25 protein-coding genes and 1 tRNA gene are annotated in these 26,080 nt (G+C 59.9%); 1 reads left to right on the top strand and 25 read right to left on the bottom strand.

From position 1 onward, the window contains the following. Positions 1-3: 3 nt before the first annotated feature. From CFBP6623_RS04540 to CFBP6623_RS04475, 14 genes are all read right to left on the bottom strand, one after another. Positions 4-1,068: an ABC transporter ATP-binding protein gene (locus CFBP6623_RS04540; RefSeq protein WP_046798884.1), complete on the bottom strand. Its 1,065-nt coding sequence runs from the start codon at positions 1,066-1,068 to the stop codon at positions 4-6. Positions 1,069-1,207: 139 nt separating this feature from the next. Continuing rightward, complete coding sequence (locus CFBP6623_RS04535) at positions 1,208-2,131, bottom strand: ABC transporter permease (protein WP_080842173.1); 924 nt, start codon at positions 2,129-2,131, stop codon at positions 1,208-1,210. Then, a complete protein-coding gene (locus CFBP6623_RS04530; protein ID WP_046798882.1) occupies positions 2,121-3,065 on the bottom strand; it encodes an ABC transporter permease in 945 nt (314 codons plus the stop codon). Before CFBP6623_RS04530 ends, CFBP6623_RS04535 begins: the two co-directional genes overlap by 11 nt. Before the next feature lie 69 nt (positions 3,066-3,134). Beyond that, a complete protein-coding gene (cueR, locus tag CFBP6623_RS04525; protein WP_046798881.1) occupies positions 3,135-3,623 on the bottom strand; it encodes a Cu(I)-responsive transcriptional regulator in 489 nt (162 codons plus the stop codon). Positions 3,624-3,634: 11 nt separating this feature from the next. Continuing rightward, positions 3,635-4,657, bottom strand: coding sequence for a 2Fe-2S iron-sulfur cluster-binding protein (locus tag CFBP6623_RS04520; protein ID WP_046798976.1), 1,023 nt, complete (start codon positions 4,655-4,657; stop codon positions 3,635-3,637). A gap of 13 nt (positions 4,658-4,670) precedes the next feature. Continuing rightward, positions 4,671-7,175 (bottom strand): heavy metal translocating P-type ATPase, encoded by a 2,505-nt coding sequence (locus CFBP6623_RS04515; RefSeq protein WP_062653912.1) that lies wholly within the window; start codon positions 7,173-7,175, stop codon positions 4,671-4,673. A gap of 162 nt (positions 7,176-7,337) precedes the next feature. Next, positions 7,338-7,423 (bottom strand) — tRNA-Leu (locus CFBP6623_RS04510). Between the two features lie 138 nt (positions 7,424-7,561). Beyond that, entirely contained in the window at positions 7,562-8,287 is a 726-nt protein-coding gene (locus CFBP6623_RS04505; RefSeq protein WP_046798880.1) for a hypothetical protein, read from the bottom strand. A 187-nt stretch (positions 8,288-8,474) separates the two neighbouring features. Next, positions 8,475-9,008 (bottom strand): MerR family transcriptional regulator, encoded by a 534-nt coding sequence (locus CFBP6623_RS04500; RefSeq protein ID WP_046798879.1) that lies wholly within the window; start codon positions 9,006-9,008, stop codon positions 8,475-8,477. 267 nt (positions 9,009-9,275) lie between these two features. Then, positions 9,276-9,614: an integration host factor subunit alpha gene (locus CFBP6623_RS04495; RefSeq protein WP_003502236.1), complete on the bottom strand. Its 339-nt coding sequence runs from the start codon at positions 9,612-9,614 to the stop codon at positions 9,276-9,278. A 242-nt stretch (positions 9,615-9,856) separates the two neighbouring features. Beyond that, positions 9,857-10,828, bottom strand: a complete 972-nt coding sequence (locus CFBP6623_RS04490) for a beta-ketoacyl-ACP synthase III (protein ID WP_046798878.1) — start codon at positions 10,826-10,828, stop codon at positions 9,857-9,859. A gap of 4 nt (positions 10,829-10,832) precedes the next feature. After that, a complete protein-coding gene (gene plsX, locus CFBP6623_RS04485) occupies positions 10,833-11,894 on the bottom strand; it encodes a phosphate acyltransferase PlsX (protein ID WP_003496661.1) in 1,062 nt (353 codons plus the stop codon). A 100-nt stretch (positions 11,895-11,994) separates the two neighbouring features. Then, entirely contained in the window at positions 11,995-12,558 is a 564-nt protein-coding gene (locus tag CFBP6623_RS04480) for a YceD family protein (protein ID WP_046798974.1), read from the bottom strand. A gap of 8 nt (positions 12,559-12,566) precedes the next feature. Next, positions 12,567-13,106, bottom strand: coding sequence for a ubiquinol-cytochrome C chaperone family protein (locus CFBP6623_RS04475; RefSeq protein WP_046798877.1), 540 nt, complete (start codon positions 13,104-13,106; stop codon positions 12,567-12,569). A gap of 270 nt (positions 13,107-13,376) precedes the next feature. Here CFBP6623_RS04475 and CFBP6623_RS04470 point away from each other — a divergent pair, with 270 nt between their 5' ends. Next, a complete protein-coding gene (locus tag CFBP6623_RS04470) occupies positions 13,377-13,907 on the top strand; it encodes an outer membrane protein assembly factor BamE (protein WP_046798876.1) in 531 nt (176 codons plus the stop codon). A gap of 77 nt (positions 13,908-13,984) precedes the next feature. Here CFBP6623_RS04470 and CFBP6623_RS04465 read toward each other — a convergent pair whose 3' ends face one another. From CFBP6623_RS04465 to ldtR, 11 genes are all read right to left on the bottom strand, one after another. Continuing rightward, on the bottom strand, positions 13,985-16,123 hold the full coding sequence (locus tag CFBP6623_RS04465) for a sodium-translocating pyrophosphatase (protein WP_046798875.1): 2,139 nt from the start codon (positions 16,121-16,123) through the stop codon (positions 13,985-13,987). Between the two features lie 220 nt (positions 16,124-16,343). Further along, entirely contained in the window at positions 16,344-17,567 is a 1,224-nt protein-coding gene (locus tag CFBP6623_RS04460; RefSeq protein WP_046798874.1) for an MFS transporter, read from the bottom strand. A gap of 21 nt (positions 17,568-17,588) precedes the next feature. Then, a complete protein-coding gene (gene nusB, locus CFBP6623_RS04455; protein ID WP_046798873.1) occupies positions 17,589-18,086 on the bottom strand; it encodes a transcription antitermination factor NusB in 498 nt (165 codons plus the stop codon). Between the two features lie 4 nt (positions 18,087-18,090). Continuing rightward, positions 18,091-18,537 (bottom strand): 6,7-dimethyl-8-ribityllumazine synthase, encoded by a 447-nt coding sequence (locus CFBP6623_RS04450; RefSeq protein WP_020809943.1) that lies wholly within the window; start codon positions 18,535-18,537, stop codon positions 18,091-18,093. A gap of 164 nt (positions 18,538-18,701) precedes the next feature. After that, positions 18,702-19,334 carry a LysE family translocator gene (locus tag CFBP6623_RS04445; RefSeq protein ID WP_046798872.1) on the bottom strand — a complete coding sequence of 211 codons (633 nt, stop codon included), beginning with the start codon at positions 19,332-19,334 and terminating at the stop codon, positions 18,702-18,704. A 282-nt stretch (positions 19,335-19,616) separates the two neighbouring features. Further along, positions 19,617-20,228, bottom strand: a complete 612-nt coding sequence (locus tag CFBP6623_RS04440; RefSeq protein WP_046798871.1) for a riboflavin synthase — start codon at positions 20,226-20,228, stop codon at positions 19,617-19,619. Further along, on the bottom strand, positions 20,228-21,472 hold the full coding sequence (gene ribD, locus CFBP6623_RS04435) for a bifunctional diaminohydroxyphosphoribosylaminopyrimidine deaminase/5-amino-6-(5-phosphoribosylamino)uracil reductase RibD (protein WP_046798870.1): 1,245 nt from the start codon (positions 21,470-21,472) through the stop codon (positions 20,228-20,230). Before ribD ends, CFBP6623_RS04440 begins: the two co-directional genes overlap by 1 nt. 2 nt (positions 21,473-21,474) lie before the next feature. Then, entirely contained in the window at positions 21,475-21,954 is a 480-nt protein-coding gene (nrdR, locus tag CFBP6623_RS04430) for a transcriptional regulator NrdR (RefSeq protein WP_003496675.1), read from the bottom strand. 47 nt (positions 21,955-22,001) lie between these two features. Then, entirely contained in the window at positions 22,002-23,291 is a 1,290-nt protein-coding gene (glyA, locus tag CFBP6623_RS04425) for a serine hydroxymethyltransferase (protein WP_046798869.1), read from the bottom strand. Between the two features lie 375 nt (positions 23,292-23,666). Continuing rightward, complete coding sequence (locus CFBP6623_RS04420; RefSeq protein ID WP_046798868.1) at positions 23,667-24,998, bottom strand: L,D-transpeptidase family protein; 1,332 nt, start codon at positions 24,996-24,998, stop codon at positions 23,667-23,669. 374 nt (positions 24,999-25,372) lie between these two features. Further along, positions 25,373-25,882 carry a transcriptional regulator LdtR gene (gene ldtR, locus CFBP6623_RS04415; protein WP_169539083.1) on the bottom strand — a complete coding sequence of 170 codons (510 nt, stop codon included), beginning with the start codon at positions 25,880-25,882 and terminating at the stop codon, positions 25,373-25,375. Positions 25,883-26,080 lie beyond the last annotated feature (198 nt).

Below are 26,080 nucleotides of genomic sequence, written 5' to 3'. Positions count from 1 at the left end.
CCTTCAGCAGATAGCGTGGTTGGTATGGTCGCCGGCATGGTCCTCACCGACCGCCCAGCACCGCGCCTTGCGCCCTTCCGGTAGGGCATTCAGATCCGGTTCCGACGCCATGCACCGGCTGCCCATGTCGGCCGACTTGGCAAGCGCGCAGCGCGGATGAAACCGGCAGCCGCAGGACATGTCATGGGCCTGCGAGCTCGATCCGGGGATCGTCAGCAACTGTCCCTCACTGTCCGTGGTCAGAAGCGAGCAGCTGATCAGTGCCTTTGTATAAGGATGTTGCGGCGCCTTGAGGATCGCCTGTGTCGGCCCCTCCTCAACGATACGGCCGGCATACATCACCGCAATCCTGTCCGCGAAGGCGGCAACGACCGACAGGTCATGGGTGATCAGCAGGGTGGCGAGCCGACGCTTGCGACGTTCGTCATCAAGCAGACGCAATATCTGTGCCTGAACGGTGACATCGAGAGCCGTTGTCGGTTCATCAGCGATCAGCAGTTGTGGATTGCCCGAGAGTGCCGCGGCAATCATGACACGCTGCGCCATGCCGCCGGAAAGCTCATGTGCGAAACATTGCGCCCGCGCCGACGGGTCTGGAATGCCGACATCTGACAGGAGGCCGACGACCCGGTTGAGCGCAGCGCTCCTGCTCATCTTGCGATGGACCCACAGCGGCTCGGCAACCTGCGTCTTAACCCGGCTGGTCGGATCAAGCATGGCCTGCGGCTGCTGGAACAGCATGCCGATATCGGCACCGCGCAGCGCATCGAGTTCGGAGGAGGAAAGCGCGAGGATATCGCGCCCGGCAAAGGAAATGCGGCCGGAATTGATTTCCGCGCCCTGCGGCAAAAGCCGCATCAATGACAGGGCCGTCATGCTCTTGCCGGAACCGGATTCGCCAACGAGAGCGACCACTTCACCGGCATTGACGGAAAGAGTGAGGCCAGAAATGACAAATTTTCGGCCATTTTGCGCCGGCACCGAAACGTGCAGGTCCTCTATTTCCAGAAGCGGTGCGCATTCGGGAGACATGGCCGTAATGGCATGCGTTTGTCCTTCGATATTCATAAGAGTTCCCCTTATTTTTATTGAATCGGAGGCATTTGCGTATTTTCATGCGGCTTCAGACGATATTACTCTCCTTCCAGTTCCTTTGCGTCAGCTATGTTTGACGATGATCAAGCCGGCCATTACCTGCCGACAGGCATCAATGACCATTCTGTTTTTTGGTCTCCAGGTTCAGCCCGTGGCCGATCCACGTCACGCTCAAGGCTGCGAGGAAAATCGCCAGGCCGGGTGCGATGACGAGAACGGGCATGCGCTCTGCATAAGCCTGTGCATCGGCCAGCATCAGCGCCCAGTCGGCGGCCGGCGGCTGCACACCGAGCCCCAGGAACGACAAACCACCGACCGTGATGAGCTTGTGGCCGAAACGCAGGAACGCCACGGCCGCAATCGGCCAGATCGTGTTCGGAATGATATGCCGGAAGATGATGAAGCGCCGCGTGCAGCCAAGCACTTCCGCCGCGCGGATATATTCGCGGGAATTGATCGACAGCGTCAGCCCGCGCGCCAGCCGCGCAAAAGGCGTCCAGCCGACAATCGTCAGCGACGCGATCAAGGTTCCATATCCCGGCCCGAAGATGGCGACGAGGAAGATGGCGATCACCACGTCTGGAATGGCGATGAGCAAATCGACCACGCGCATCAGGACTTCGTCAAGGATACCGCGGCTGCGGCCGCTGATGATGCCGACAAAAGTGCCGATGGCGACCGACAGAATGACGGTAATGGCGGCAATCGTGACCGTGAAACGACCGCCTATCAGCAACCGGCTGAGCACGTCGCGGCCGAGATGGTCCGTTCCCAGCCAGTAGGTGGCGCTTGGCGCATTCAACCGCAGGCGAAGGTTCTGCTGTGCGGGATTATAGGGCGATATCCATGGCGCGATGACCAGCAGCAGGATGATGACGAGAAAGATCGCCGATCCCGCATAAAAGGTCCAATGCCGCCGGCTGATGAAGTCCGTGAACCGGCTGAAGGCCGACGGGCGCTTGGGGGTGGCGGTCATGGGCGTGTTGCTCAGGGGCAAGGCGGCTACCGGCGCGCTCGGGAACTGGCTAATGGTCATTGTGACCTCGCATTGCTGGATTGATCAGGACATAAAAGCCGTCGGCCAAGGTATTGATCAGGATGGAGAGGGCGACGATGCAGATGAAACCACCCTGCAGCATGGGGATGTCGCGATTGACCACGGCGTCGTACAGAAGCCGACCCATGCCGGGGATGGCGAAGATGACTTCCACGACCACCGATCCGCCAAGCAGGCCCGCGAGCCACAATGCAAAGAAGGTGACGACCGGCAGCGAGCCGTTGCGGACGCCGTGCCGCAAGACTGTGCTATGCATGCCGAGACCCCGGCTGCGGGCCGCGGTGATATAGGGTGCGCGCAGAACCTCGGCCATCGCTGCACGTGTCACCTGCGTGAAATAGGCGAGCGGGCGCAACGTCAGGGTCAAGGCGGGAAGCACCAGTGAACGCCAGCTGTCCCATCCCGCCGACGGCAACCAGCCGAGATAGAGCGCAAAGACCAGCGCCGACATGGGCGCGAACCAATATTCCGGCGTCGCAACGAAGGTCTGGATCATCAGCGTCGCGAAATTGTCGAGCCGCCCGCCTGGGCGCATCGCCGCCAGCGTGCCGAGCGGCAGGGCAACGGCGACCGCGATTGCAAGCGCCGTCAGCGCCAGCGTTACCGATACGCCGAGAGAGCGCAAAAGCTCACCGGCCACGGGTTGGCTGCTGGTGAAGGAAAAGCCCAGATCGCCGCGCAGCGCGTTTGAGAGCCAGGCGAAATATTGCACATAGAGCGGCCGGTCGAGCCCGAGACTTATCCTCAGCGCCTCCACCGCGTGCGGATCGAGCGCGGTATCGCGCATACGGGAAAACAGGATGGTGCGGGCCGGATCGCCACCCGCCATATAGGGCAAAAGAAACGCGATGACGGAAACGATCGTCAGCATCAGGCACAGAATAAGGAAGCGTTGCAATATCTGTATCCACATGGCCCGGTTCCCTTCACCACAATTGGCGTTTGCTGCAATCGACGATCAGTTCCCGATGGGAACCGCTGTTTATTTCATAAGGCGCGATAACTCCGTCGCCGCGCCGGAGGTGCCCTTCAGCATTCCGGAGCGCTTGGGCACAACCGCCACCGGAACAAAATCGGGATCTTCGGATTGCGCCAGATCCTGAATGATCGGGCAATCCGGCTCGCCATTGTCAGGGCAATAGGTTGCGAGATTTCGAAGCGTGTCGGCCATGTCGCGGAGCGAATGCATCTTGGCTTCCAGATCCACGACATGTTCCATGACGATGCGTTTGACATCGCAGGACGCACCGCCGGGATCACGCCACAGGGTCATCAGCTGCCTGATCTTTTCTATCGAGAAACCAAGGTCGCGTCCGCGCCTAATGAAACGCAGCGTTTCCAGATCATTGGCCGTGTAGACCCGGTATCCGGCATCCGTGCGGTTTGCCGATTTGATCAGGCCGATCATCTCGTAATGACGGATCATCTTCGCAGAAACACCTGAAGCGGTGGCGGCTGAGCCGATATTCATGGATCCTGCTCCTATCTGTCCGGGGTGAAAAACACGTCTGCATGAATGTCGGCGGTGCGCATACCCCGCGCCACCAGTTGCGGCACGGTCGCCTCGATCATCGCCGGCGGGCCTGCGAGATAGGCTTTCCAGCCGTCAAGGTCGTCGAAATCATCCGCCACCGCATTGCCGACATAACCGCACCGCATCTGCGCATGTGGCTCATTGGAGAGAACCGGAACGAAGCTCAGATTGCCGTGCCGCGCGGTGAGCGCCTCGAAATGATCGACCATATAAAGGTCACGCAGGGCGCGGGCGCCGAAATAGACATGAATAGGACGGTCCCGGCCCGTCATCTGCCCCGTTGCAAGAGCAGCCTCGACAACCGCCTTGACCGGTGCCAGACCCGAGCCGCCGGCAATGCCAAGGATGGGCCCGCAATGTTTTTCCCGCAGGAATGATGACCCGAAAGGCCCTACCAATATGACAGGATCGCCTGCCTTGGCCTGCGCGAATATATGGCCGCTTGTCAGGCCGCCCGGCACATGCCGGATGTGGAATTCGATCAACTCCTCGTCGATCCGGCTGGCGATGGAATAGTCGCGCGGCGAACAGTCCGGGTAAAGCAGGCGCACATATTGACCGGGTTTGAAGGCGAACTGCGCCCGATCGTCGAGCCTGATGCGGATGAGCTTGATATCATGTGTCGCATCTACAGTTTCCGCCACCACGCCCTCGAAGCGGCCGGTCGGAATATCGGCGAATTCGTCCTCGCCATTGAGCCAGCCGATCGTCACGTCGCTCAACGGCACGGCGCGGCAGGCGAGCGTCAGGCCTTCCGCCTTTTCCTCATCGGTCAATGAAAAGGGCGTGTGCTTGAGAAGATCGACCTCGCCGGAGACGAGATGCGATTTGCAGGCGCCGCAGCGGCCCATGCGACAGCCGTGCGGATAGGTGATGCCTGCCGCCAGCGCGGCCTGAAGCACGGTTTCACCTTGCGCCACCATGATGCTGCGTCCGATCTGCGGCAGATAGATTGTGTTGCCAGGCGTCATCATATCCGCCCTCCTATTCGGCCGCTGCGAGCTGCATGCCGGCCGCTTTGTCCACCAGCGGGGCACGGAAGCTTTTCAGGCGCAGCGCGTTCGTCAGGACAAATACGCTGGAAAGCGCCATGGCTCCGGCGGCAAGGACCGGCGACAGCAGAACGCCGTTGACAGGATACAATATTCCGGCTGCCACGGGAACTAGTGCGGCGTTGTAGGCGAAGGCCCAGAACAGATTCTGGCCGATATTGCGGATCGTCGCCTTGGAGAGAGCGATGGCATTGGCAACGCCGCGAAGATCGCCCGACATCAGCACCACATCGGCGCTTTCAATGGCGACATCCGTGCCCGTGCCTATGGCAAGGCCGACATCGGCTGCCGCAAGCGCCGGCGCATCGTTGATGCCATCGCCGACAAAGGCGACGCGTCGCCCGCCGGCGGCAAGTCTCTTCACGGCCTCGACCTTGCCATCCGGCAGCACTTCCGCCACCACCTCATCGATGCCAAGACGGCGAGCGATGGCTTCGGCGGTGCGGCGGTTGTCGCCCGTAATCATCGTGACCTTGAGACCCAGCGCATGCAGCGCCGCAATCGCTTCCGGCGTCGTCTGCTTCACCGGATCGGCAACGGCGATGATCACGGCCAACCTGCCATCGACGGCGGCATAAAGCGGCGACTGCCCTTCCCTACCCAGCCGCTCCGCATCACCGGCGAACATGGCGACATCGTATCCGAGCTTCGTCATGAAGCGATCCGCGCCCGCCTCGACCTTACGGCCGTCGACTATCGCCGCCACGCCAAAACCGGGGGTGGCCTCAAAACCTTCCGCATCGGCAAGCGTCAGGCCGCCATGTTTCGCAGCCTCAACGATTGCCTCGGCGATGGGATGTTCGGAACGGCTCTCAAGCGAGGCAACAAGACGCAGCACCTCGTCAGGGTCGAAGCCCTCGGTTGTGCTGAAATGTACCATTTTCGGCTTGCCGAGCGTCAGCGTGCCGGTCTTGTCTACGGCGATAACATCGGCGTCGCGCAGGGTCTGAAGCGCGTCGCCGCGCCGGAACAGCACACCCATCTCGGCAGCGCGGCCGGTGCCGACCATGATGGAGGTGGGCGTGGCAAGGCCCATGGCGCAGGGACAGGCGATGATGAGGACGGCAACAGCGTTGACAAGCGCGAAGGTCAAAGCCGGGTCCGGCCCAAACACGAACCAGACGATGAAGGTGGCGAGCGCCGCCAGCATCACCGCCGGCACGAACCAGTTGGTCACCTTGTCCACCAGCGCCTGAATGGGCAGCTTGTCGGCCTGCGCTTCCTCAACCATGCGGATGATCTGCGCGATCAGCGTGTCAGCGCCCACCTTGGTGGCGCGGAAGGTGAAGGAGCCATTGCGGTTGACCGTGCCGCCGACGACTTCGGAACCCGCCGCCTTGGTCACCGGGATCGGCTCACCTGTTATCATCGATTCATCGACATAAGAGGAGCCATCGAGCACCAGGCCATCGACGGGCACCTTTTCGCCCGGACGAACGACGATCACATCACCCGTCTGCACATCCTGCAACGGCACATCGATGGTTTCGCCATTGCGCAGGACACGGGCCGACTTGGCCTGCAGGCCAACCAGCCGCTTTATCGCCTCGCTGGTGCGACCCTTGGCGCGCGCCTCGAGAAAACGGCCGAGCAGAATGAGCGTGACGATGACCGCCGCCGCCTCATAATAGACATTGGCCGTACCGCTTGGCAGGATTTCCGGCAGGAAAGTCGCGACCACCGAAAATCCCCAGGCGGCAGCGGTGCCAAGCACTACCAGCGAATTCATGTCGGGTGCGAGCCGTAAAAGTGCGGGTATGCCCTTTTTGAAGAAGCGCAGACCGGGTCCGAAGAGAACAAGCGTGGTCAGCGCAAATTGCAGATACCAGCTTTCCCGCATGCCGACCGTTTCCATCACGAAATCATGGATGGCGGGGACCAGATGCGAGCCCATCTCCAGCACGAAGACCGGCAGCGTCAGGACAACGGCCACGGCAAGGCTGATTTTCAGACCACGCAATTCGGCTTCGCGCCGGTCCGGCTCATCACCCTTGGTCTTATCTGCGGCGATCTCGCTCGCCTTGTAGCCAGCCTGGCTGATTGCTTGCGCCAGCCTGGCGGCAGAGACGGCATTGCCGGCAACGCGGACGGTGGCGCGTTCCGTCGCCAGATTGACGCTTGCATCGGCGACACCGGCAACAGCCTTCAGCGCCTTCTCTACACGCCCGACGCAGGAAGCGCAGGTCATGCCCTCAATATCGAGTTCGATGGTTTTCTCATCGACGCCATAACCCGCATTCCGCACGGCTGCGATGACAGCCAACACATCGGGCGGGCCGGAAAAGGCAATATCGGCGCGCTCCGTGGCCAGATTGACCGAGGCCTTCAGGACCCCCGGCACCTTGGCAATCGCCTTCTCGACACGACCGACGCAGGAGGCGCATGTCATGCCATCGATCGCAATCTGATGACTCGCCCGGATCTCTATTTGTGACATGCGTATGACCCCTCTTTTCTTTATATCGAAAAAGATAGGGCTTCCCATCGTGGCAAGGTCAATAGGTTCTTTTTGATGATTTTCAAGAACGGACGACGGCACATGAACGGGCGTTTTTACGCCGGCTCAGGACTTGGGATAGGGTATAAATCAAAGGGAAGATGGTGCGGACGGCGGGACTTGAACCCGCAAGACCAATGGTCGGCAGATTTTAAGTCTGCTGCGTCTACCGATTTCGCCACGTCCGCATTACCGCGCCGCCTGCCGATCCGGCTCCGGCGCTGCAACTTGCTTCGTCATTATTCGGTACAGGATTAAACAGTTCCGATCCCGAATGCTGACAGCGCCTCATCTACACAGGCAGAACGGTCTCGGTCAACGGGGCCTCAGCCACACCAGGACTGATTTTTTGCAGATGCCGGATGTGCCAGTCCTTCGCGTACGAGCTGATCGGCAAAGGAGACGCCTGAACGCGAAAGACGTTTGCGTTCCATGGCTTGCCCGCTGGCACCCGCGAAAGAGGCGACATCGAAGGTACCGGCATTCAACATGTCCCGAAGCCTGACCTTGGCGACGAAACCGCGCTGGCGTTCTTCCATGCAGCGCGCCCGGTCGATCTGCGGAACCTCGATGCCGGCGAGCTGCATTTTCACACCCTTCATCCAGAACGTGTTGCCGTCGGCCACGCAATTGTTAAGCCCGGAGCGGCCACAAAAGGCAAAGGCACCGCTCTTTTCGCCAATAGAGATTTTTTCGACCGTGGGCCGGGCTTCCGGCAGAATGGCGGCGACCTGGCTCTGCGATGATGGGGATGGCATGGCGATGGAGCGTGGCGGAACCGGTCCGTTGCCGGGCGAAACCGGCGATGCAGGCCGAATGCTCGCCACTTTTTCCGGTGCGGCCTCGCGTTTCGCTGCGGTTGCGAGTTTCGGGGGATTTGTTGTCGCGGATGTCGCCTTCGCAACATGGCGCTGCGGCAGAAGACTATCGCGATATTCGTAAGCCTGAATACCGCCGGCGACGAGGCCCAACATCAGCACCCATGGCCAGACGCTGCCACCAGCCGATTTCTTCGCCGTCCGGCGTCGCCCTGTCGATTTTCGATTGCTCACGATCGGACTCCTTCTTTACGGAGCCGCATTATCAGCCAAAGGAGTTTCCGAAAGGTTGGCATTTTAGAGCATTTGCGCATTCTTCGAATCACGAAAGCGCTCTAACTCTTTGTTTTGGCGCATTTCCGGACGGAAAATCGGGATTCATTTTTCCTGGAAATGCTCGAACAGACCTGTGGATAAACGATCAGCGAACCTGATCGAGAAGCCGCTTGCATTCGAGCAGATCGAACAGGGCTTCCTGAAGCAGCGCCTGATCATCCTTGCCGATGCCCGACTTGCCGACCGATATTTCCGCATCGCTGTTGCCGCCGCCGAAGCCGAAGAAGCGACCGCTCGGCTTGGCCTTTGGACGGCCGACGACCTCGTCCCCATCGGTATCGATGACGCGCGGTTCGGCAACTTCCTTCTCACCGCTCGCCGCCATTATGGCTTCCATGGTGGCGAGATCACCCGAGGCAATGGCCGCCACGAAACGGTTGCCATTGGCTTTCAGCAGCTTCTGCACGCCCTTGATGGTGTAACCATGGTCATAAAGAAGGTGACGAATGCCTTTGAGGAGATCGATATCATCAGGACGGTAATAACGGCGGCCCCCGCCCCGTTTCATCGGCTTGATCTGCGGAAAGCGTGTTTCCCAGAAACGCAGCACGTGCTGCGGCAGGTTCAGCTCATCCGCCACTTCACTGATCGTCCGAAACGCGTCGGGGCTTTTGTCCAAATTTCCACTCCCATCCGGACCTGGAGCGCCATGCATCCAGCCGGGTGCTGAACAGAACGCCTATCATCCGCCGCACATTGCACCGTCGCGAAAACCGTATTCGATCTTCACGCCGATGCCCGTCACGGCAAGATACCAATTATTAAAATTGATTATGATGCGAGTCGACCGGATTTCAACGGCTTGCACGTTGAAATTCAAGCATGTTCACAAGAAGAATGGGGAAAAGGGCTTGCCATATGGCAAAAATGCCGTGCCGCAGCCGGCTTACGCCCCGGCCTTTTGGCCCTTTTGCTTGGCCTTGCGGGCCGTGTGCGCCTTGAGAATGCGCTGCTTCAGCACATTCGACGCCTTGAAGGTCATGACCCGGCGCGGCGAAATCGGAACTTCCTCACCCGTTTTCGGGTTGCGCCCGATACGTTCGTTCTTTTCCCGGATCTGGAATGTCGCGAAGGACGAAAGCTTGACGACCTCGCCACGGGTGATCGCGTTGCAAATCTCGTCGATGATCGTCTCGACCAGTTCTGCGGATTCGGTGCGGGACAGCCCGACTTTACGAAACACAGATTCTGCAAGATCTGCGCGTGTCACTGTCTTCCCGGCCATTTTTCCCCACAAACCGTGTCTGAATTTTTCTCTAGGAGCCGCCGAGATTATTTCCCTTGTGGCGACCGGTCAAGGGATTGTTCCAGATTCATTTGAGGCTTTCGGCAATCAGTGCAAGGGCTTAGGGCGCTGAGCGCGGTTTTGCCGCAACGACAGGGTGCTAAGGCGCGACAGATCAGGCCCCGACTGCGAAAAACACAACCGATTTCGCTTCGACGCCTGCCCGCGCAATGAATTTACCGTTACCAGCGCAGCAGCACCGCACCCCAGGTGAAACCGCCGCCCATGGCCTCCAGCATGACCAGATCGCCCTTCTTGATGCGACCGTCGCTGGCCGCAACGGCAAGCGCCAGCGGAATGGATGCGGCCGAGGTATTGCCGTGCTTGTCGACGGTGATGACCACCTTTTCCGGATCGATGTTGAGCTTCTTCGCCGATCCGTCGATGATGCGCTTGTTGGCCTGATGCGGCACGAGCCAGTCGAGATCATCAGCCGTGGTGCCCGTCGCTTCGAAAGCCTGTTCGATGACGTCGGTGATCATGCCGACGGCATGTTTGAACACTTCGCGGCCTTCCATGCGCAGATGGCCGACGGTGCCTGTCGTGGACGGTCCGCCATCGACATAAAGCTTTTCCTTGTGCGAACCGTCAGACCGCAGCTGCGCGGTCAGGATGCCGCGATCGTCAGAAGTCCCCTCGCCTTCACCAGCTTCCAGAACGAGAGCGCCTGCGCCATCGCCGAACAGAACGCAGGTGGTGCGGTCTTTCCAGTCGAGAATGCGCGAGAATGTTTCAGAGCCGATGACCAGAACGCGCTTGGCCATGCCGCCGCGAATATAGAGATCGGCGGTCGAAACGGCATAGACGAAACCGGAACAGACGGCCTGCATGTCGAAGGCAAAACCATGGGTCATGCCGAGGCGATTCTGGATATTCACCGCGGTTGCCGGAAAGGTGTTGTCCGGAGTGGACGTCGCCAGAATGATGAGATCGATATCATCAGGGGTCAGGCCGGCATTGTCGAGCGCAGCGCGGGCCGCAGCCTCGCCGAGCGAAGCGGTCGTTTCGCCTTCGCCGGCGATATAGCGCTGCCGGATGCCGGTGCGCTGCACGATCCATTCGTCGGTCGTCTCGACGACCCCTTCGATTTCGCTGTTGGTCATGACACGCTTCGGAAGCGCTGCCCCGAAACCACGGACTATAGAGCGGATCATTCCCTTATTCCTCGTCAGCCACGAGAGCTTCGGGCGCCGGGGGCGGAAGCCGTCTTGCGTGGTAAATTTTCAGATCATTTTCAATCTTGGCCGTCAGACCGTTGTGCACCATGTCGTAGCCGACATCCACGGCGGAGGCAAAACCGATGGCATCCGTGCCGCCATGGCTCTTGATGACGATGCCGTTGAGGCCGAGAAACACGCCGCCATTGACCTTGCGCGGGTCCATCTTTTCCCTGAGCACGTCAAAGGCGCTTTTCGCCAGAACATAACCGATCTTGGCAAAGAAGCTGCGGGAGATCGCCTCACGCAGAAGCGTGGTGATCTGGCGTGCCGTGCCTTCGGCGGCCTTCAGCGCGATGTTGCCGGTGAAACCTTCGGTTACCACCACATCCACCGTGCCCTTGCCAATATCGTCGCCTTCAACGAAACCGCGATAGTCGATGGTGCCAAGGTCTGCCTCGCGGATCAGCCGTCCGGCCTCACGCACCTCTTCCTGACCCTTGACCTCCTCAACGCCGACATTCAGCAGGCCGACGGTGGGACGGTCGATATCGAACAGCGCACGCGCCATAGCACCGCCCATCAGGGCGAAATCCAGCAATTGCTGGGAATCGGCGCCGATCGTCGCGCCGACATCGAGAACGATGCTTTCACCCTTCAAAGTGGGCCAGATGCCGGCGATGGCCGGACGTTCCACCCGCGCCATGGTGCGCAAACAGAATTTGGCCATGGCCATCAGCGCGCCGGTATTGCCGGCGGAGACCACGACATCCGCCTCACCAAGCTTCACGGCCTCGATGGCGCGCCACATGCTGGAGACGTAGCGGCCGCGACGAAGCGCCTGGCTCGGCTTTTCGTCCATGCTGACCGAGACTTCACAATCGTGAAAGACCGACTTTTCCCGAAGTGCGGGATATTGTGCCAGAATGGGGTCGCATTTGCTCTTCTGCCCGTAGAGCAGAAAAGTTACATCGTTGTGCCGTTCAAGCGCCTTGGCGGCACCGGGTATGGCAACATCTGGGCCGAAATCGCCACCCATGACGTCAATTGCAATTCTGATCACTCGTCCCTTATCCTTTTTGCCGCCACTCAAGCGGATTTTGCGCGAAAATACCTTTTCCGGCTTTTGTTACAATAAAATTATTTCAGCCCAACCGGGCCATTCAGTCTTTTTTCCAATCTTTCAACGCGGCGAAAGGCGACGGGCGCTTTTCCTCTTCGGGCTCTTTGTCTGCTGCTTCCGGAAATTCCGCATCCGACTTGCGTGGATAGGGATCGATCGCAAGGGCGGCGAATTCGGCAACCGCAGCGCCGACATCGATGCTGTCACCGGTGAACTGGTCGGGAATGTCAGGGCCATCGGGGTCGAGTACGATCTCGCCCTCCTCATTGGTGACCATCCGCGCCAGTTTCGATCCCTCCGGCACGAAAATATGCTCCACAGGCTCGTCGATCTTGCTCGTGACCGGCTCCAGCGTCACGACGCAGGATTGGGTCACGGCCGCATGCACCTCGCCCTTGATCTTCACGCCGTCCTTCTTCCAACGGGTAACCTGCAATTCCGCCTTCAGATACTCGACAGAAACCACATTCCAGAATTTCGCCAGCGCCTTCAGCTCCTCGGCGTTGGCTTCCAGACCAATCCTGACGGGATTGGCGGAAATATGGCCTACCTTTACGGGATAGGAAAAAGGCAGGTCGTCATTTGCGGCGTGTCGCGTGTTCATGGTGAACCTCATCGTCCAGGCAAGGGCAGCGTCAGGCTTCCGGTTGCTATTGTTTCTTCGGAGCCGGCGGAAAGGGCTGAAGAGGCTTCCATCATCCAGCCCGCCAGCCCGTCCAGCGCCGGCGCCGTCTCGTCTGCCTGCGGATATATATTGCGCCGGAGCGCTGCGGCAAGGGCAACGGGGTCGGATGCATCCAGTGCCGCCGCATAGGATTCGAGCCGCCCGTAAAACATGCCGGCGAATTTCTTCATGCGTTTCGGCACACCCTGGTCACCGATACCGAGTTCACGGATGGAATGATCGATATCCTGAAAAAAGGCGTCGACGATCTCCTGCGCAATCTCCTGGCCGCTGACCCCGGAAGATTTGGTGCGACGGAAATAGAGAATCATGATGACCGACAGCATCTCGAAACGGCCCATCACGGTATCGGGAACGCCGAGATCGAGATAAAAACCGGGCGTGCGGGCAGCAGCCGTCAAGGTCTCATATTGCCGGTCGACTATGGCGCGATTGTTGTTTTTCTTCTTGAACAGCCCGAATATCATCGTTTTTTTCCGAACGTGACCGGTGAATTCACTTACCGCCCCTCGCACTTGTTGCATGATCGTCAAAGCTGGTTTACCGAAGCATCCACGAATTGCAATGCTGTCGCGGTCACGTTCGTCTTTCGGCTGAAACAGTCGAAGAGAACCGGAGGAGTTCCAAAAGGCCGGGAAAGCATTGAATTCGGGGGGTGATCGGGATTTTCCGTCCCCGGATTGACACAATCATGTGCACAGACACTGTGCACCACGCAATGCCGGAAGGTGCCATTCATGATCGCAGTCGGGGAAAAGCAGTTGAGCAAGCAGAAATCCGCAAGTCACGGCAAAATTCTGAGCAAGACGGCCATCGCAATTGTTCTCGCATCCGGCCTGCTTTCCGCCTGCACCAGCACCACCGACGTGTTCCACAATGGCTACGTCATGGACGAGCAGTCGCTGCAGCTGATCCCGGAAGGCTCCAGCCGCGAACAGGTTCTGCTGACCATGGGCACGCCCTCCACAACAGCGACCTTCGGCAACGAGGTGTTCTATTACATCTCGCAGAAGCGCGTGCGCCGCGCCGCCTTCATGAAGCCGACGCTGGTCGAGCAGAACATTCTCGCCATCTATTTCAACAAGGACGGCGTGATCGAGCGTAAGGCCAATTACGCGCTGCAGGACGGCAAGGTCTTCGACACGATTTCGCGCACCACCCCGACAGGCGGCAAGGATCTGACGTTCCTGCAGCAGCTGCTCTCCGGCGGCACCTCGGGCGCCAATATCGCCAAGAGCATTCTCGGCCAGGGCAACAATACGCCCTGACCGGCAGGCAAAAGCATTCGCAAAAAAGGCCCGAGGATTGCTCCCCGGGCCTTTTTTGTGTGTCAGGCATCAAGCTTTCAGTGAGCAAGAACCGCAAGCAGCAGCAGCGCCACGATATTGGTGATCTTGATGGCCGGATTGACGGCGGGGCCGGCGGTGTCCTTATAGGGGTCGCCGACGGTATCACCCGTCACAGAGGCTTTATGGGCATCCGAACCCTTGACGTGGCGCACGCCATCCTTGTCGATGAAACCATCCTCGAAGCTCTTCTTGGCATTATCCCATGCACCGCCGCCTGACGTCATGGAAATCGCCACGAACAGGCCGTTGATGATGACACCGAGCAGTGACGCCCCAAGTGCGGCAAAGGCTGACGCCTTGGAGCCCGAGATCAGCAGCACGCCAAAATAGACGACGAAAGGGGCCAGAACCGGCAGAAGCGACGGGATGATCATTTCCCGGATCGCGGCTCTCGTCAGCAGATCCACCGCCCTGCCATAGTCAGGCTTTTCCGTGCCCGCCATGATGCCGGGTTTTTCGCGGAACTGGCGGCGTACTTCCTCGACGATGGCGCCTGCCGCCTTGCCCACCGCCGTCATGGCGATCCCGCCGAAGAGGTAGGGGATGAGGCCACCGAACAGCAGGCCGGCAACGACGTAAGGATTGGCAAGGCTGAAGGAAATCTCGCCTATATCCTTGAAGTAAGGATAGGTATCGCCATTGGCGGCGAAGTAGGAAAGGTCGTTGGCATAGGCCGCAAACAGCACCAGCGCGCCAAGACCGGCAGAGCCGATGGCATAACCCTTGGTGACCGCCTTGGTGGTGTTGCCGACGGCATCCAGCGCGTCGGTCGCCTTGCGCACGTCCGGATCAAGGCCCGCCATTTCGGCGATGCCGCCGGCATTGTCCGTTACCGGGCCGAAGGCGTCGAGCGCGACGATCATGCCGGCAAGGCCAAGCATGGCGGTGACCGCGATGCCGGTGCCGAACAGGCCGCCGAGCTGGTATGTGCCGATGATGCCGCCGACGATGACGATGGCCGGCAGCGCCGTCGATTCCAGCGAGACCGCAAGGCCCTGGATGACGTTGGTGCCATGGCCGGTAACCGATGCCTGGGCGATGGAGTTGACCGGGCGCTTGTTGGTGCCGGTATAATATTCGGTGATGACGACGATCAGCGCCGTTACGACGAGGCCGACCAGACCGCAGAGGAAGAGGTTGGTGCCGGTGATTTCCATTCCGGCGACCGTTCCTACCGTTCCCCAGCCGACGGTTGCATAGGTGGCGACCGCAAGACCGGCGACCGAGAAGATGCCGGTGGCGATAAGCCCCTTGTAGAGCGCGCCCATGATGGAATTGTTGGTGCCGAGCTTGACGAAGAAGGTGCCGGCAATCGAGGTCAGGATGCAGGCGCCGCAGATCGCCAGCGGATAGACCATGGCGCTTTCCAGGATCGGCGTTCCGGCAAAGAAGATCGCGGCGAGAACCATCGTCGCAACAACGGAGACGGCATAGGTCTCGAACAGGTCGGCCGCCATGCCGGCGCAATCGCCGACGTTGTCGCCGACATTGTCGGCAATGGTTGCCGGGTTGCGTGGGTCATCCTCCGGAATGCCGGCTTCGACCTTGCCGACGAGATCACCGCCGACATCGGCGCCCTTGGTGAAGATGCCGCCGCCGAGACGGGCGAAGATGGAAATCAGCGATGCGCCGAAGCCGAGCGACACCAGCGCGTCGATGACCGCGCGCGAGCCGGGCGGATGACCAAGGACCGAAGTCAGGATGAAATAATAGATGGAAACGCCAAGCAGCGCGAGGCCGGCAACCAGCATGCCGGTAATGGCGCCCGATTTGAAGGCGATATCGAGGCCGGCGCCAAGGCTGTGGGATGCGGCCTGCGCGGTGCGCAGATTGGCGCGCACGGAAACATGCATGCCGACAAACCCGGCGACGCCGGACAGTACCGCGCCGATAACGAAACCGATGGCTGCGATTGCCGACAGCAGATACCAGGCGAGAACGGCGACGATCAATCCGACGATGGCGATGGTGAGATATTGACGGGTGAGATAAGCCTGCGCACCTTCACGGATAAAACCTGCTATTTCACGCATACGCTCGTTGCCCTGATCGGCATCGAGAACGCTCTTGGTCGTCCACACCGCGTACACCACGGACAGGACCCCACATAAAATCACTAACGGTATTACGGTCATGCGCACTTACCTCCCAAAAGGCCGGGTCTCACTCCCTCCCCGGCGCGGCGAACCATGTGCAAGGACATGGGCGTTCACACGCGCACCAGGTCCTGTCGGGGCCGTTTATTCCCCTCCCAAGGAAAAACAACCTGCGCGGCAAGATTGCGTTGGCGAAAGGTGCGGCGTCAAGCCCACAAATTTGCCTGAAACATGAAAGGGGTAGAGAAGGAACGCGACCTTATGCGGCGGTTTTGCGCTGCCTCAGCAGCAGCGAGAGGACGAGCAGCAGGCAAAGGCCTGCAACCGGCCAGATGACGAGGTTCATCACCGACCAGCCCCATGCCGTAAACACCTTGCCGGAAGAGAAGGACGAGAGCGCCACGGTGCCGAACAGTACGATATCGTGGAAGCCCTGCACCTTGTCCGCTTCATGCGGGCGATAGCTTGACGTGATGATGGCGGTTGCGCCGATAAAACCGAAATTCCAGCCAAGCCCGAGCAGAATCAGCGCCGCCCAGAAATTCCACAATTCGATGCCCATATGGGCAACGATGGCGCAGGCCATCAGCACGATAAGGCCGGCCGCCACGATTTTTTCCGCACCGAATCGGGAAATCAGCATGCCGGTGAAGAAGCTCGGAGCGAACATGGCCAGAACGTGCCACTGGATGCCGAGCGTGGCGAGTTCCGTGGGGAAACCGCAGCCGACCACCATGGCAAGCGGCGCACCGGTCATCATGAAGGTCATCAGCGCATAAGAACCGATGCCGCAGATCATGCCGGTGATGAAACGCTGGGTGCGGACGATTTCCGACAGCGGCCGCACGGCCTCCGTATGGGTGGATGCGGCCTTCGGGTCAGGCAATTTCAGGAATGCCAGAATGGCGATCGAGACAAGGCCGAGTGGCACCAGTGCGATGAACGCGCCGGCAAAAGTGACCGGTGCGAGCAGGTCCTTGCCGAGAATTGCCAGTTGCGGCCCGACGATGGCCGAAATGATCCCGCCTGCCAGAATCCAGGAAATCGCCTTCGGCTTGTAAAAGGATGGCGATGCGTCGGCTGCGGCGAAACGGATTTTCTGCGTGAAGCCGCCTGAGATACCGATCAGCAGCAGGCCGACGGCAAACAGCCAGAAATCCGTGCGAAAGAGCGCCACCGCGGCGATGCCGCCGCCAATCGAGCACATCAGCGCGCCGACCATGAAACCGGCCTTGCGGCCGAGGAACCGTGAGGCCGCCGCAACGCAGATGGCGCCGAGCGCCACGCCGATATTGAAGCCGGTGAGCGGCGCGGTTGCCAGTGACTTGTCCGCGCCCAGTAGCTGATAGCCGGCAAGCGCGCCGACCGAAAAGCTCAAAGGCGCGGCCGATCCCATGATCGCCTGCGCCATAGTCAAGAGGAAGACGTTGCGCTTCGCCTCGTCCAGTTGAACTTCAAGCCCGGGGACGGAAACGGCGCTCATGTCTTCCTCACTTAACGTATCTTACCGTTTTGCCTCGCCGCGCACCTGCTTGGCAATGCGGTCAAGCACCGCATTCACCAGCTTCGGCTCGTCGTGTTCGAAGAAAGCACGGGCGATTTCGACATATTCCGTGACGATGACGGCGACCGGCACGTCATTGCGCTCGAGAATCTCGAAGGTGCCGGCGCGAAGGATGGCGCGCACGGTGGCATCGAGACGCGACAGCGGCCAGTCTTCCAGAAGGGCGGAACGCACCAGGGGATCGATCTTCGTCTGGTCACGGACGACGCCGGAGACAATGGAACGGAACCACGACGGATCGGCCTTCAGATAGGTATCGCCATCGACTTCCTGACCGAGACGGTGCGCCTCATATTCGGCCACGACTTCCATCACGCCGGTTCCGCCGACATCCATCTGGTAGAGCGCCTGCACGGCCGCAAGGCGGGCGGCGCCGCGCTGGTTGGCCGGCTTTACCGAAGGCTGGCGCGGTTCGCCGCCATTATCAACATTCGACATGCGCTCAGCCACCCAGTTTTTTCTTCAGTTCGATCATGGTCAGCGCTGCACGGGCGGCAAAACCGCCCTTGTCCTTGTCGGAACGGCGCACGCGCGCCCAGGCCTGCTCGTCGTTTTCGACGGTGAGGATGCCATTGCCGATCGGCAGCGATTCGCTGACGGCGAGATCCATCAAGGCGCGGGAAGATTCGTTGGAGACGATATCGAAGTGGTAGGTCTCACCGCGGATGACCATGCCGAGCGCGACGAAACCGTCATATTCCGTGCCGTCATTGTCGGCACCGTCAAGCGCCATGGCGATGGCGGCGGGAATTTCAAGCGCGCCGGGAACGGTAATGACGTCATAGGTGGCGCCAGCCTCATCGAGCGCGAATTTCGCACCTTCGAGAAGGGCATCCGCCATATCGTCGTAAAAACGTGCTTCCACGATAAGAAGATGGGGTTTGGACATGATATTTTCCTGAAAAGCTTGATGCCGGATCATACCGGCTTTTGCGGCGGTCAAACCACGGCTGGCCGTTTTTGGCAAGTAATTTCATATGTCACAGGCGCAGGAGGCCGCGTTTGCGGGGCATTTGGCCGGGTTTCACGCCTCCCGGCGCGGCTCCGCGACAATCAGGTTTTCTGGAAGGCCAGATGCACGCCAAGCCCCATCAGCACCGTTCCTGCAGCGCGCCGGGCGAGCACCTGCACCGCGCTGGAGCGCTTCAAACGCCCGACCATGGCGCCTGCCAGAAGCACGCCGACGAGATCGGCAGAGGAAAAAATGAAATTGACCGCGATGCCGAGGATCAGGAGCTGCAACCAGACCGGAAAGGCGGCTGCCGGATCGACGAATTGCGGCAGGAAGGCCAGAAAGAACAGCGCGGTCTTCGGGTTGAGCACATCGACGATGATGCTGTCGATGAAAGCGCGGCGGGCCGATTTCGGCTCGATGGTCAGATTGACCGCCTCGCCCTCAAGCTTGCTGCGCAGCATCGAGAAACCGAGCCAGACGAGATAAAGCGCGCCGCAGAGCTTCACGGCGAGATAAAGCCAGGGAACAGCCTGAAACAGCACTGAAAGCCCTGCCGCAGAGGCAAAGATGTGGAAATAGCAGCCGACATGGATGCCAAGTACCGCCATCAGCCCGGCAAACCGGCCGCGCGCCATGGTCTGCGCCGCCGCATAAAGCATGGCCGGGCCGGGAATATAGGCAAACAGAGCGGTGGTGACGAAAAAGGCTGTCAGCAGTTCAAAAGACGGCATGATGTGTTCCCCTACCCTGTTTGGCTCGCAGTCGATTTCAAACGACCGAACGACGTCTTTACAATCTTTCCGGTTCGACCGGAAGCGCGGCCGCGACGAACACCCGATTGGGAGCAAGCTAGTTGCTCCCCTTCCGTCATTCCGGCCCTGAGCCGGAATCCAGCCAACGCGGCTCTCGCGCGTTGGAAAGAGTCTTTTCAGCCCAAGGACTTGGGCTGGCTGGATACCGGCTCAAGGCCGGTATGACGGAGGAGAAAGTCGCGGCCTTGGAGCACTATCAGATTAGGCCGAGGGAAATTCCGCAAGCCTTGCGGCGTAGCGTGCCATGGTGTCGACCTCGAAATTGACGAAATCGCCCGGCTGGCGCTCGCCCCATGTGGTGACGGTGAGCGTGTGGCGGATCAGCAATACGTCGAAATCCGTGCCTTCGACGGCATTGACGGTCAACGAGGTGCCGTCGAGCGCCACTGAACCCTTGGGCGCAACGAATTTCGCCAGATGCTCCGGCGCGCGCAGGCGGATACGTACCGCTTCGCCTTCCGGCTCCACGGCCAGGATTTCCGCCTTGCCATCGACATGGCCGGAGACGATGTGACCGCCAAGCTCGTCACCGATCTTCAGCGCCCGCTCCAGGTTGACATGGGTGCCTTGTCTCCAGCCGGCAATCGTCGTCAGGCGCAGCGCTTCTTCCCAGGCTTCGACCTCATACCAGCGCTCGTTGCTGCCGTCTTCCGGCAGCCTCGTTACCGTCAGGCAGATGCCGCCATGGGAGATGGACGCGCCCATATCGATGGTCTTGGGGTCGTAATTGGTCGCCACCCGCAGACGAATTCCTTCAGCCAGGGCTTCCAGCTCGGAAACGGTTCCAACGTCGGTGACAATTCCGGTAAACATCAAATCGGCCTTTCATAATCGAAGCAGCGATCCGGCCCATAGGCGGTTTCGCTGACCAGAGCATAATCGCCCGTGATATCGGCACGGCGGAGCGGCGTTTCAATGCCGCCCTCACCGATCACGACCGGGCTTTCGAACAGCATGATACGGTCCACCAGCCCGGCTTCAAGGAATGATTTTGCGGCAAAGGCGCCACCTTCGACCAGAAGTTCCGACATGCCGCTATCGGCTAGGGTGTGGAGGAGGTTTTCGAGGGTTGGGGCTTCGAGGATCTGGACGCCGGCGTTGGTTAGTTGCTGGCGCCGGTGGTCGGGGCTACCCCCCTCTGCCCTGCCGGGCATCTCCCCCTCAAGGGGGGAGATCGGCAAGGGGCTGGCCGCTCGCGCAGATTTTTTCCCGTTTTCCCATTCGCCTTCGTTGGAAAGCGGGCTAGACGGCGCTCCATCGATCTCCCCCTTTGAGGGGGAGATGCCCGGCAGGGCAGAGGGGGGTAAAGCGGCAACGACCACCGGCACCTCCCGCGCAGTCCTCGCCAGCTTCGACGTCAGCGGCAACTCTAACTGCCGATCCAGCACGATCCGCACCGGCGAGCGCTGTTCCATGCCGGCAATACGCACCGTCAGCTCAGGATCATCCGCAATCGCCGTGCCAATACCCACAAGGATGCAATCGCAACGCGCCCGCAGCTCATGCACGGCATGGCGCGCCTCAGGACCGGTGATCGCGACCTGCCCCTCGCCTTTCCTGCCGATCATCCCATCAGCGGAAACAGCAAGCTTCAGAATCACATGCGGACGTTTTTTCATCTGACGCGTGAGGTAGCCGGCAAGCGCGCGCTCGCCTTCCGCGCGCAGCAGGCCGGTTTCCACGACGATGCCGGCATCGCGTAAAATCGTATAACCTCTACCGGAAACCCGCTCATCAGGGTCATTCACCGCCACGACGACACGCGCGACGCCGTATTCCACCAGCGCATTGGCGCAGGGCGGGGTCTTGCCCCAGTGGGAGCAGGGTTCGAGCGTCACATAAGCGGTTGCACCACGCGCCGCCTCACCGGCCATTTCCAGCGCCTGCCGTTCAGCATGGGGTCGGCCGCCGATGGCGGTCACGGCTTCGGCGATGATTTTCCCGTCCTTGACGAGCACGCAGCCGACGGAGGGATTGGTAAGCGTCTGGCCCTGGTGGCGAAGCGAAACCTCGATTGCCCTTGCCATGAACCTTTCGTCATCGGCACGGCTCGTCACGGCTAGACTCCGGCGTCCGTATCGCGGGCGATCTTGGCGTTGATTTCGGCGATCACGTTTTCAAAATCCTCGGCATGGCTGAAATCGCGATAGACCGAGGCGTAACGCACAAAGGCGACGTCATCGAGGCTCTTCAGTGCTTCTAGAACCTGAAGGCCGATTTCTTCCGAAGGGATTTCCGTCTCGCCAGAACTTTCCAGGCGACGAACGATGCCGGAAACGGCCCGCTCGATCCGGTCGCGATCAACCGGGCGCTTGCGCAACGCGATCTCGAAAGATCGCACCAGCTTTTCCCGGTCGAAGGGCAGCTTGCGGCCGCTTTTCTTGATGACCATCAGCTCGCGCAGTTGCACGCGCTCATAGGTCGTGAAGCGGCCGCCGCAATCGGGGCAGATGCGCCGCCGGCGGATGGAGGTATTGTCCTCCGCCGGACGCGAGTCCTTGACCTGTGTGTCTTCGGAACCGCAAAATGGGCAGCGCATCGTTTTCCTCTCTTTTCAGGTGCATGTACAGGTACATGCGGCCTTTCTTACATGTACGGGTACATCGGGAAACGGTCGGTCAGGCCGACGACCTTTTCACGCACCGCAGCCTCGACGGAGGCGTTGCCCTCGTCCGAATTGGCAACCTTCAGACCATCGAGAACCTCGACGATCAGCTTGCCGATTTCGCGGAATTCCGCTTCCTTGAAGCCGCGCGTCGTGCCAGCCGGCGTGCCGAGACGGACACCGGAGGTGACGAAGGGCTTTTCCGGATCGAAAGGAATGCCGTTCTTGTTGCAGGTGATGTAAGCGCGGCCGAGTGCGGCTTCTGCACGCTTGCCGGTGGCGTTCTTCTTGCGAAGGTCAACCAGCATCAGGTGGTTGTCGGTGCCGCCGGAGACGACATCCAGACCGCCTTCGACCAGCGTTTCAGCCAGAGCCTTGGCGTTCTTGACGACCTGTGCGGCATAGTCCTTGAACTCCGGCTGCAGCGCTTCACCGAAGGCAACGGCCTTGGCGGCGATGACGTGCATCAGCGGGCCGCCCTGCAGGCCGGGGAATACAGCCGAGTTGAACTTCTTGGCCAGATCCTCTTCATTGGTGAGGATCATGCCGCCACGCGGGCCACGCAGCGACTTGTGCGTTGTCGTCGTTGCAACATGGCAATGCGGGAACGGCGACGGGTGCTGGCCACCGGCAACGAGACCGGCGATGTGGGCCATGTCGACCATCAGGTAAGCGCCGACTTCATCGGCGATCTCGCGGAAACGCTTCCAGTCCCAGACGCGCGAATAGGCGGTGCCGCCTGCGAGGATGAGCTTCGGCCGGGTTTCCTTGGCCTTGCGCTCCACCTCGTCCATGTCGAGCAGGTTGTCGCCTTCGCGCACGCCGTAAGACACGACGTTGAACCATTTGCCGGACATGTTGACCGGCGAACCATGTGTCAGGTGACCTCCCGAGTTCAGATCGAGACCCATGAAGGTGTCGCCCGGCTGCAGGAGCGCGAGGAACACGGCCTGGTTCATCTGCGAACCGGAATTCGGCTGGACGTTGGCGAAGTTGACGCCGAACAGCTTCTTGGCGCGCTCAATGGCAAGCTCTTCAGCAATGTCGACAAACTGGCAGCCGCCGTAATAGCGCTTGCCCGGATAACCTTCCGCATATTTGTTGGTCATGATCGAACCCTGCGCTTCAAGCACGGCGCGGGAAACGATGTTTTCCGAGGCGATCAGTTCGATCTCGTGGCGCTGGCGACCCAGTTCCTTCTCGATCGAGCCGAAAATATCCGGATCAACTTCGGCAAGCGGACGGGAGAAGAAAGCATCTGTGTTCGACATGGTGAAGGCTCCTGAAACAGTAATGCGATGGCGTCTTAGCGTTCCGCCCGGACAAGAGCAATACGAGGTGCGAGATTTGCCCGTCAAAACGCGACGTTGCGACAAAAAACGGCAGGTGTTTTTATGAAAACCGCAAGAAAAAAGCCGCACCGAGTGGCGCGGCTTATAAATCCCACGTTCCACGTCATCCTCGGGCTTGACCCGAGGATCCATTCTTTGTGCGGCTGTGGATCCTCGGGTCAAGCCCGAGGATGACGGAGGAGAGGTTTTCGCGCCTACATCAGCGATCAGAGCGAAGGGAAAACAATATCATCTCCGCTGCTGAAAGCCGCACCGAACCGATGCAGCTTCCTTTCACAAAACAGACGGCAGAGATCAGTTGCGCGGCAACAGGTCGTCATCAACAGGGCCGGCCGGCTGCTCCATGCCGGTGGTGGTGTTCAGCGCCAGTTCGGCGTTGCCATCCTTTTCATAGATGTCATCGCGGAACTGCACCACGCCGTCCTTTGCAGACCATGCGGTGATGTAGACGAAATAAACAGGCACTTCCTGCGCCAGCTTGATCGGCGTGTTGACGCGGGTGGCGATGACGCGTTCCATTTCCTGACGCGACCAGCCGGGCGTGTCGCGCAACAGCCAGCTCGTGAGGTCGCGCACGTTCTGCACACGCACGCAGCCGGAAGATTCGAACCGCATCAGCTTGTTGAACAGGCCCTGCTGCGGCGTGTCGTGCATATATTCGTTGTTGGGATTGTGGAAGTTGATCTTCGTCGAGGACATGGCGTTGATCTTGCCGGGGTCCTGGCGGAACATCAGGTTCGGAGCCTTCGGCGCGAACCAGTCGACCGCGGTCGGCGACACTTCCTGCCCCTTGCCGTCGATGAGGCGGATATTGTTCCGCTCCAGATAGGTCGGATCCTTCTGCATCAGCGGCACGATGTCCTTTTCGACGATCGAGCGCGGCGCGGTCCAGTAAGGGTTGAGGATGACTTCGTAGACCTTGGAATTGATGACGTGCGTCGGGCGGCTGGCGCGGCCGACAACGGCCGTGTTGCGCAGGACGACGCGCTCATTCTCCACGGCCTCGATGGCGGCGGCCGGAATATTGACCATCAGGTGACGCTGGCCAAGATCGCCCGACATGGACTGGATGCGCACGAGGTTGGTCTGCAATTGTGCCAGACGGATCTGGGCCGAAACATTGAGCGCCTTGGTGGTATACTCACCGCTGACGCCATCGGCCGGAAGGCCGTGGCGGGCCTGGAAGCGCTTCAGTGCGCCATCGACATAACTATCGAAAGCGCTGGAAATGCCGGCTTCGCGCGGCAGGTCGCCGGAAACCATCAGTCGCTGGCGAAGCGCCTGTACGGAGGGATCAGAGACGCCGATCTGAAGACGCTGCTGGCTGACCGGCACATCCGGCCAGCCGCCATTCTGCACGATCTGCTGATATTGCATGATCGCCTGCTGCATGTAGACCGGTGCTTCCCGACCGAGAACCGGATTGTTGGAAACGACGCCCACCGTGGAACGCGACGTATTGGCGTCGAACTGGTCATCCCAGTTGCCGCGGCGCGACGAACCCATAAGGTCGTTCAGAGCATTCTGCGCCAAGGCCGGCGCGGCAAGTGCTGCAACACCAACGGAAACGGCTGAGCGCAGAAGCGCGCGGCGCGATACGGAATCGGAAACGGATTTCTTTGTCATTTTACCTACCAGCCACTCTCTTCGGCATTCTCAACAATGCCTAAATCAATATGATTAACAAACACGTACAACGTGCCTGCCGGCCGGTAATGCTCGAGGCCCAGGGTCTGGGCACTACAGTCTGGCGGAACAGTCGGGACTTGCCGCGACAGCAGGAGAAACAGCCGGCTCCCTCACCCTTGCCGGTCCCATATCAATATGGCCAATTCGTGTCACGAGCCTTTTCTCACAAAGCTGTGTTGCCTGAAAATAAAGGCGAAGGCTCGGATAAGACACCGGGCTTGACATGAAAAATGAGCGCCGGCGTTGCGCGGAATCCGCAAGCCGGAGGCAAAGCGTTGCCCCCGGCTTAAACAGTGAAACCGTCGCGGATATTAGAGACGATAAGCGATCGAGTCGTTCCAGAAGCGATCGAGGCGCTGCAGCAGCTTGTTCATTTCGGAGAACTCGCCGGTGCCGATGCCGCCGACCTTTTCGATCGAGCCGACGTGGCGTTCATAAAGGCGGGCAACCGTTTCGGCGATGGCCTGGCCTTCTTCGGTCAGGCTGATGCGGACCGAGCGGCGGTCGACACGCGAGCGCTGGTGGTTGATGAGACCGAGGTCGACCAGTTTCTTGACGTTGTAGGAAACGTTCGAGCCGAGGTAATAACCGCGGGAGCGAAGTTCACCGGCCGTCAATTCGGAATTGCCGATGTTGAACAGCAGGAGAGCCTGTACGGCGTTGACGTCATCACGACCCTGACGATCGAACTCGTCCTTGATGACATCGAGGAGGCGGCGGTGGAGACGTTCCACCAGATGCAGCGACTCCATGTACAGCGAACGGATGGTATCTTCGTGTGCGTCGGCAACAACGGCCTGCGGCTTAACTTTGCTATTGATCATGACTGCCTCACTGTTTTGTTTGGCGGTGTGTTTGTTTGTCTCCCGCCTTGAGTGAGAACCTAATCAATGCGCATAAAATTCTACTTAAAAGCTACGATTAACAAATGGTAACCTGCATTTTCCCATGAGGACCCAACTTGTGGCGAAGCGGGAATGGTCAGAGGCCATGCATTATAAATCAATGACTTAGAGATA

Source organism: Agrobacterium tumefaciens (genome assembly GCF_005221385.1).
Taxonomy (GTDB): domain Bacteria; phylum Pseudomonadota; class Alphaproteobacteria; order Rhizobiales; family Rhizobiaceae; genus Agrobacterium; species Agrobacterium tomkonis.
This window is presented reverse-complemented; position numbering and strand designations above follow the sequence as displayed.

Excerpts from the sequence above, each read along its gene's own strand:
- CFBP6623_RS04475 (WP_046798877.1), bottom strand. The coding sequence starts at position 13,106 with ATGATATTCGGGCTGTTCAAGAAGAAAAACAACAATCGCGCCATAGTC.
- nrdR (WP_003496675.1), bottom strand. The coding sequence starts at position 21,954 with ATGCGCTGCCCATTTTGCGGTTCCGAAGACACACAGGTCAAGGACTCG.
- CFBP6623_RS04490 (WP_046798878.1), bottom strand. The coding sequence starts at position 10,828 with ATGATCCGCTCTATAGTCCGTGGTTTCGGGGCAGCGCTTCCGAAGCGT.
- CFBP6623_RS04540 (WP_046798884.1), bottom strand. The coding sequence starts at position 1,068 with ATGAATATCGAAGGACAAACGCATGCCATTACGGCCATGTCTCCCGAA.
- CFBP6623_RS04420 (WP_046798868.1), bottom strand. The coding sequence starts at position 24,998 with ATGACAAAGAAATCCGTTTCCGATTCCGTATCGCGCCGCGCGCTTCTG.
- CFBP6623_RS04465 (WP_046798875.1), bottom strand. The coding sequence starts at position 16,123 with ATGACCGTAATACCGTTAGTGATTTTATGTGGGGTCCTGTCCGTGGTG.
- cueR (WP_046798881.1), bottom strand. The coding sequence starts at position 3,623 with ATGAATATCGGCTCAGCCGCCACCGCTTCAGGTGTTTCTGCGAAGATG.
- CFBP6623_RS04495 (WP_003502236.1), bottom strand. The coding sequence starts at position 9,614 with ATGGCCGGGAAGACAGTGACACGCGCAGATCTTGCAGAATCTGTGTTT.
- CFBP6623_RS04520 (WP_046798976.1), bottom strand. The coding sequence starts at position 4,657 with ATGACGCCTGGCAACACAATCTATCTGCCGCAGATCGGACGCAGCATC.
- CFBP6623_RS04515 (WP_062653912.1), bottom strand. The coding sequence starts at position 7,175 with ATGTCACAAATAGAGATCCGGGCGAGTCATCAGATTGCGATCGATGGC.
- CFBP6623_RS04530 (WP_046798882.1), bottom strand. The coding sequence starts at position 3,065 with ATGTGGATACAGATATTGCAACGCTTCCTTATTCTGTGCCTGATGCTG.
- CFBP6623_RS04470 (WP_046798876.1), top strand. The coding sequence starts at position 13,377 with ATGATCGCAGTCGGGGAAAAGCAGTTGAGCAAGCAGAAATCCGCAAGT.
- CFBP6623_RS04535 (WP_080842173.1), bottom strand. The coding sequence starts at position 2,131 with ATGACCATTAGCCAGTTCCCGAGCGCGCCGGTAGCCGCCTTGCCCCTG.
- CFBP6623_RS04440 (WP_046798871.1), bottom strand. The coding sequence starts at position 20,228 with ATGTTTACCGGAATTGTCACCGACGTTGGAACCGTTTCCGAGCTGGAA.
- glyA (WP_046798869.1), bottom strand. The coding sequence starts at position 23,291 with ATGTCGAACACAGATGCTTTCTTCTCCCGTCCGCTTGCCGAAGTTGAT.
- CFBP6623_RS04460 (WP_046798874.1), bottom strand. The coding sequence starts at position 17,567 with ATGAGCGCCGTTTCCGTCCCCGGGCTTGAAGTTCAACTGGACGAGGCG.
- CFBP6623_RS04480 (WP_046798974.1), bottom strand. The coding sequence starts at position 12,558 with ATGAACACGCGACACGCCGCAAATGACGACCTGCCTTTTTCCTATCCC.
- CFBP6623_RS04445 (WP_046798872.1), bottom strand. The coding sequence starts at position 19,334 with ATGCCGTCTTTTGAACTGCTGACAGCCTTTTTCGTCACCACCGCTCTG.
- CFBP6623_RS04450 (WP_020809943.1), bottom strand. The coding sequence starts at position 18,537 with ATGTCCAAACCCCATCTTCTTATCGTGGAAGCACGTTTTTACGACGAT.
- nusB (WP_046798873.1), bottom strand. The coding sequence starts at position 18,086 with ATGTCGAATGTTGATAATGGCGGCGAACCGCGCCAGCCTTCGGTAAAG.